At 72.8% G+C, this 5,730-nt stretch carries 4 protein-coding genes and 1 pseudogene; 4 read left to right on the top strand and 1 reads right to left on the bottom strand.

Annotated features, from left to right (window positions below):
• Positions 1-231: pseudogene (locus ACFFNX_RS40155) on the top strand (enolase C-terminal domain-like protein); the annotation flags it as partial.
• 18 nt (positions 232-249) lie between these two features.
• Here ACFFNX_RS40155 and ACFFNX_RS40150 read toward each other — a convergent pair.
• Positions 250-1,572 (bottom strand): nitrate/nitrite transporter, encoded by a 1,323-nt coding sequence (locus ACFFNX_RS40150; protein WP_378211404.1) that lies wholly within the window; start codon positions 1,570-1,572, stop codon positions 250-252.
• A 580-nt stretch (positions 1,573-2,152) separates the two neighbouring features.
• On the opposite strand from ACFFNX_RS40150, the gene nirB reads away from it, so the two are divergent.
• From nirB to ACFFNX_RS40135, 3 genes are all read left to right on the top strand, one after another.
• Positions 2,153-4,600 (top strand): nitrite reductase large subunit NirB, encoded by a 2,448-nt coding sequence (gene nirB, locus ACFFNX_RS40145; RefSeq protein ID WP_378211403.1) that lies wholly within the window; start codon positions 2,153-2,155, stop codon positions 4,598-4,600.
• Between the two features lie 65 nt (positions 4,601-4,665).
• The gene (gene nirD, locus ACFFNX_RS40140; RefSeq protein WP_378211402.1) at positions 4,666-5,022 is read left to right on the top strand and encodes a nitrite reductase small subunit NirD; all 357 of its coding nucleotides are present in this window, start codon (positions 4,666-4,668) and stop codon (positions 5,020-5,022) included.
• The coding region (locus ACFFNX_RS40135) for a uroporphyrinogen-III synthase (RefSeq protein WP_378211401.1) at positions 5,019-5,730 on the top strand (712 nt) is incomplete at its 3' end. The genes nirD and ACFFNX_RS40135, both read left to right, overlap by 4 nt.

Here is a 5,730-nt window from a genome sequence, read left to right as displayed (position 1 = left end):
GACGGGTTCGGCGTCGGCCAGGCGGCGGCGGTCGCGGTGGCCAGCCTGCCGGGCTGTGACCTGCCGAGCGACGTGACCGAGACCCCGACCGCCACGGCGGTGGTGTCCCCGCCGGTGAGCGTGAACGGCGGCGTCGTGGCCGTCCCCCTCACCCAGCCGGGCCTCGGCCACGACATCGACGAGGCGATGGTCGCCCGCCTCGCGCGCCAGAGCCTGCGCATCCCGGCGTGACGCCCGCCGTGCCGTGCGTCACACTCCGGTGGTCCGGGCGGACCGGCGCAGGTACACGACCCAGGTCACCGCGGCGCAGAGCGCATAGAAGCCGATGAAGGCGACGTAGGCGCCGGTCCCGGACCCGTACGCGAGGAACGACTGCCGGAAGGCCAGGTTCACCAGGACGCCGCCGAACGCGCCGATGGCGCCGGCGATGCCGATCAGCGCGCCCGACAGGCGGCGCGCCTCCGTCTCCTCCGCGCACTTCGCCCGGAAGATCGCCGGGATCATCTTGTACGTCGAGCCGTTGCCGACGCCGCTGAGCACGAACAACAGCACGAACCCCACGATGAACAACGCCAGCGACCCCCGCGCCGAGGCGAGCAGGACGACGGCGGCGCCCAGCGCCATGGCGGTGAAGTTCCAGAACGTCACCCGCGCGCCGCCGATCCGGTCCGCCAGCCGCCCGCCCACCGGGCGGACGAGGGAGCCGAGCAGCGGCCCGAGGAACGTCAGGTACGCGGCCTTGACCGGCGTGGTGAAGTCGGCGGCGAACTGCACCTGGAGCACCTGGCCGAAGGCGAACCCGAAGCCGATGAACGACCCGAACGTGCCGATGTAGAGCAGCGAGACGATCCAGGTGTGCGCGTCCCGCGAGACGTCGCGCATGGCCCGCCGGTCGTTGCGGAGCCCGGGGAGGTTGTCCATCCACAGCGCCGCGCCGAGGGCGGCCAGGACGACGAGCGGGATGTAGACGCCCGCCACGAGACGCGGGTGCCCGGCGCCGGCCGTGGCCAGGACGGCCAGCCCCACGAGCTGTACCACGGCCACCCCGAGGTTGCCGCCGCCGGCGTTGACGCCCAGCGCCCAGCCCTTGAGCCGCTGGGGGTAGAAGGCGTTGATGTTCGCCATCGAGGAGGCGAAGTTGCCGCCGCCGACGCCCGCGACGGCGGCGACGACCAGCAGCGTGCCGTACGACACGCCGAGCCGGATGACGACGGCGGCGGCCACGGCGGGCACCAGCAGCAGGCCGGCGCTGATCATGGTCCAGTCGCGTCCGCCGAACCGGGCCACGGCGAAGGTGTACGGCAGGCGCAACGCCGCGCCGATCGCCGTGGGGACGGTGGTGAGCACGAACTTGCCCGCCGGGTCGATGTGGTACGCCGGGCCGAGGAACAGCACCAGGACCGACCACAGGCTCCAGACCGAGAAGCCGACGTGCTCGCTGAAGATGGACAGGACGAGGTTGCGCCGGGCGACCCTCGCCCCGGTCTCCGTCCAGAACGCCGAGTCCTCGGGGCGCCAGTCGGTGATCCGGCGTGGCGATGTCGTGGAAATGCGCCGCTCGACGGTGGTCATGGGAGCCTCCTGCGGGTCCGTAGGGCCGCCCAGGACGGTAGGAATCCGGCGTTTCCCTCTCGTATGAGGCGGGAGTCGGTGGTGCTACGTTCCGTGCACGCCGCGCCGCGTGCGGGTGTGAGATGGCGCACCGGGCCGCCGGGCCCGCGGTGAAGTGCTTGTGACGGCGCGGTAATACAGCGGACTTGGCGGCGAAACGCGCCGCTCGCAGGATCGGCGCATGCCGCGCACGGCCAGGAGCCGGGCAGGTGCCTCACTGAAGGCCCTGGTCACGCGTGAGCCCGCCGTAGCACCCCGGCAACGACGCCGACCTCGCCGCGAAACGCGCCCCGGATTAGCTCGGAGAACGACCATGTCGAGGAGGCCCGACCCCATGACCGAGCGAAGCGAGGGAATCAAAGAACCCGCCCGGCTGGTCACCCCCTCCGACGCAGGAGGGCCCGTGACCGAGCGAAGCGAGGGAATCCCAGAACACGCCCGGGTGATCGGCCCCTCCGACGCAGGAGGGCCTGTGACCGAGCGAAGCGAGGGAACCGAAAAACACGCCCCGGTGGTCACCCCCTCCGACGCAGGAGGGCCCGTGACCGGTCGTCTTGTCGTCGTCGGGCACGGCCCGGCCGCCCACCGTCTGATCGAGGCGGTCCGCGAGCGGGACACCGAGGGCCGCTGGCAGATCACCGTCGTGGGTGAGGAACCATGCCCGGCCTACGACCGGGTCGCGCTGACCTCCTACCTCACCGACGGCGCCGACCTCGCGTACCCCGCACACGACGACGGCGTGCGCGTCCGTACGGGAGAGCGGGTGAGCTCGATCGACCGTGCCGACCGCACGGTCACCACCGACGCCGGGGAGACGTTGCGCTACGACGCGCTGGTGCTGGCGACCGGCTCGGTGCCGTTCGTCCCGCCGGTGCCCGGGGCCGGCGCCGCCTTCGTGTACCGCACCATCGACGACCTGGACGCCCTGCGGGCACGGGCCGCGGGGCGTGCGAGCGGTGTCGTCGTCGGCGGCGGGCTCCTGGGCCTGGAGGCGGCCCGCGCCCTGCAGGGCCTCGGCCTGGACACGCACATCGTGGAGATGGCGCCCTGGCTGATGGCCCGCCAGCTCGACGAGGGCGGCGGGGCGATGCTGCGGCGCCACATCGAGGCGCTCGGCCTGCGGGTGCACACCGGCGTCATGCTGGAGCGCGTCGAGGCGGACGCGGTCCATCTCGCCGACGGCGCCGCCCTGCCGGCCGACGTCGTCGTCTTCTCCGCCGGCATCCGCCCTCGCGACGAGCTGGCCCGCGCCGCCGGGCTGGAGGTCGGCGAGCGCGGCGGCGTCGTGGTGGACGACGCCTGCCGTACCGGCGACCCGCGGATCTACGCGATCGGCGAGTGCGCGCTCGTGGGCGGGCAGGTCTACGGGCTGGTCGGCCCGTGCCTGTCGATGGCCGAGGTGGTCGCGGACGCGCTGTTCGGCGGGGCGGCCCGGTTCGCGGGCGCCGACACCTCCACGCAGCTCAAGCTCATGGGCGTCGACGTCGCGAGCTTCGGCGACCCGTCGGCCGACGCGCTGAACGTCAGCTACACCGACCCGGTCGCCGGGACGTACAAGCGGCTCGTCGTCAGCGACGACGCGGGGACCCTGCTGGGCGGTGTGCTCGTCGGCGACGCGTCGGCCTATCCCACCCTGCGCGCCTGCGTCGGCACGAGCCTGCCCGCGGCGCCCGACCGGCTCCTGTTCGGCGGCACCGAGGCCGTGGCCGGCGCGATGGCCGAAGAGACGACGGTGTGCAGCTGCAACGGCGTCAGCGCCGGCGCCATCCGGTCGGCGATCAACGATGGGGGCCTCACCGACCTGCCGATGGTGAAGGCGTGCACCCGGGCGGGCACCGGCTGCGGCAGCTGCGTCCCGCTGGTGAAGCGGATCCTCGACGAGGAGCTCACCCGCGCGGGCATTCCGGTGAGCCGGGCGCTGTGCGAGCACTTCGAGCACACCCGCGCCGAGCTGTTCGACATCGTCCGGGTGCGGGGCATCACGACGTTCAGCAGGCTCATCGCCGAGTACGGCCGGGGCCGCGGCTGCGACATCTGCAAGCCGGCCGTCGCCTCGATCCTGGCCAGCCTCGGCACCGGGCACATCCTCGACGGCGAACAGGCCGGCCTGCAGGACACCAACGACCAGTTCCTGGCGAACATGCAGAAGAACGGCACCTATTCGGTGGTGCCGCGCGTGCCCGGCGGGGAGATCACCCCGGAGAAGTTGATCATCATCGGCGAGGTGGCGCGCGAGTTCGGCCTCTACACGAAGATCACTGGGGCACAGCGGATCGACATGTTCGGGGCCCGTGTCGAACAGCTCCCCCAGATCTGGAAACGGCTGACCGACGCCGGGTTCGAGTCCGGGCACGCGTACGGCAAGGCGCTCCGTACGGTCAAGTCGTGCGTGGGCTCCACCTGGTGCCGCTACGGCGTGCAGGACTCGGTCGGCCTGGCGATCCGGCTGGAGCTGCGCTACCGGGGCCTGCGCGCCCCGCACAAGATCAAGTCGGCGGTGTCCGGATGCGCGCGGGAGTGCGCGGAGGCGCAGAGCAAGGACTTCGGCGTCATCGCCACCGAGAAGGGCTGGAACCTCTACCTCGCCGGGAACGGCGGGATGCGGCCGCGGCACGCCGAGCTGTTCGCCACGGACCTGGACACCGACACCCTGATCCGTTACGTCGACCGGTTCCTGATGTTCTACATCCGCACCGCGGACCGGCTCCAGCGCACCGCGTCGTGGCTGGAGAGCCTCGACGGCGGCATCGAGTACCTGCGGGACGTCATCGTCGCGGACCGGCTCGGCATCTGCGACTCGCTCGACGCCGCGATGGCCCGGCACGTGGAGGGCTACACCGACGAGTGGCGGGCGACGCTGGAGGACCCCGAGCGGCTGCGCCGCTTCGTGTCCTTCGTCAACGCGCCCCGCACGCCCGACCCGAGCATCGTCTTCGAACCCGAACGCGACCAGATCAAACCCGTCATACCGGAGGTGGTGTCCCCATGACCGAGCGGAGCGCGGGAATCGGAGGCACGGCCCCAGTGGGCACGCCCTCCGGCGGAGGAGGACTCATGACCGAGGTACTGGACCGTGCTCTCGTGTCCGCGCGCTGGGAGGTCGTCTGCGACTACGACGACCTGCCGCCCGAGGACGGCGTGTGCGCGCTCGTCGGCGGCGAGCAGGTGGCGCTCTTCCGCACCCACGAGGGACGGCTGTACGCGCTGTCCAACCGCGACCCGTTCAGCGGCGCGTACGTGCTCGCGCGGGGCATCGTCGGCTCGCGCGGCGGCGTGCCCACCGTCGCCTCCCCGATGTACAAGGAGGTCTTCGACCTGACCACGGGCCGCTGCCTGGACGATCCCGCGGTCCGGGTGCCGACGTACCGCGTGCGCGTCAGCGGCACGCGAGTGGAAGTGGCCCGGCCGTGAACGACGAGCCCCTGGCCGGCTTCACGGTGGGCGTGACGGCGGCGCGCCGGCACGAGGAGCTCTCGGCGCTGCTGGAGCGGCGAGGCGCCCGGGTGGTCTACGCTCCCGCGATCCGGCTGGTGTCGCTGTCCGACGACGCCCTGCTCCTGGCCGCGACACGGCAGATGCTGGCGAGCCCGGTCGACGACGTCGTCGTCACCACCGGCATCGGGTTCCGTACGTGGCTGGAGACGGCCGACGGCTGGGGGCTGCGCGACGGCCTGCTCAGGGAGCTGAACGACGCCCGGATCCTCACCCGCGGCCCGAAGGCGCGCGGCGCGGTCCGCGCGGCCGGGATGGCCGAGGCATGGTCGCCGGAGTCGGAGAGCTGTGAGGAGGTCCTGCGGCACCTGCTGAGCGAGGACCTCGCCGGCCGCCGGATCGCGGTGCAGCTCTACGGCGAGCCCTGCCCGGGGCTCACCGACGGGCTGCGGCAGGCCGGCGCCACGGTGCTGGAGATCCCGGTGTACCAGTGGGCGCCGGCCGAGGATCCCGAGCCGCTCCGGCGCCTCGTCGAGCAGGCGGTGGCGGGCACGCTGGACGCGATCACCTTCACGAGCGCGCCCGCCGTCGCCGCGACGCTGGCCGTCGCCGACGAGCACGGCAGCGGAGAACCGCTGCTCGAAGCCCTGCGCACACGCGTGGTCGCCGCCCGCGTCGGCCTGGTGA

The sequence above is a fragment of the Actinoallomurus acaciae genome (genome assembly GCF_042429965.1).
Lineage (GTDB): Bacteria > Actinomycetota > Actinomycetes > Streptosporangiales > Streptosporangiaceae > Actinoallomurus > Actinoallomurus acaciae.
The sequence above is the reverse complement of the archived record's forward strand: the minus strand, read 5'-3'. Positions and strand labels throughout refer to the sequence as shown.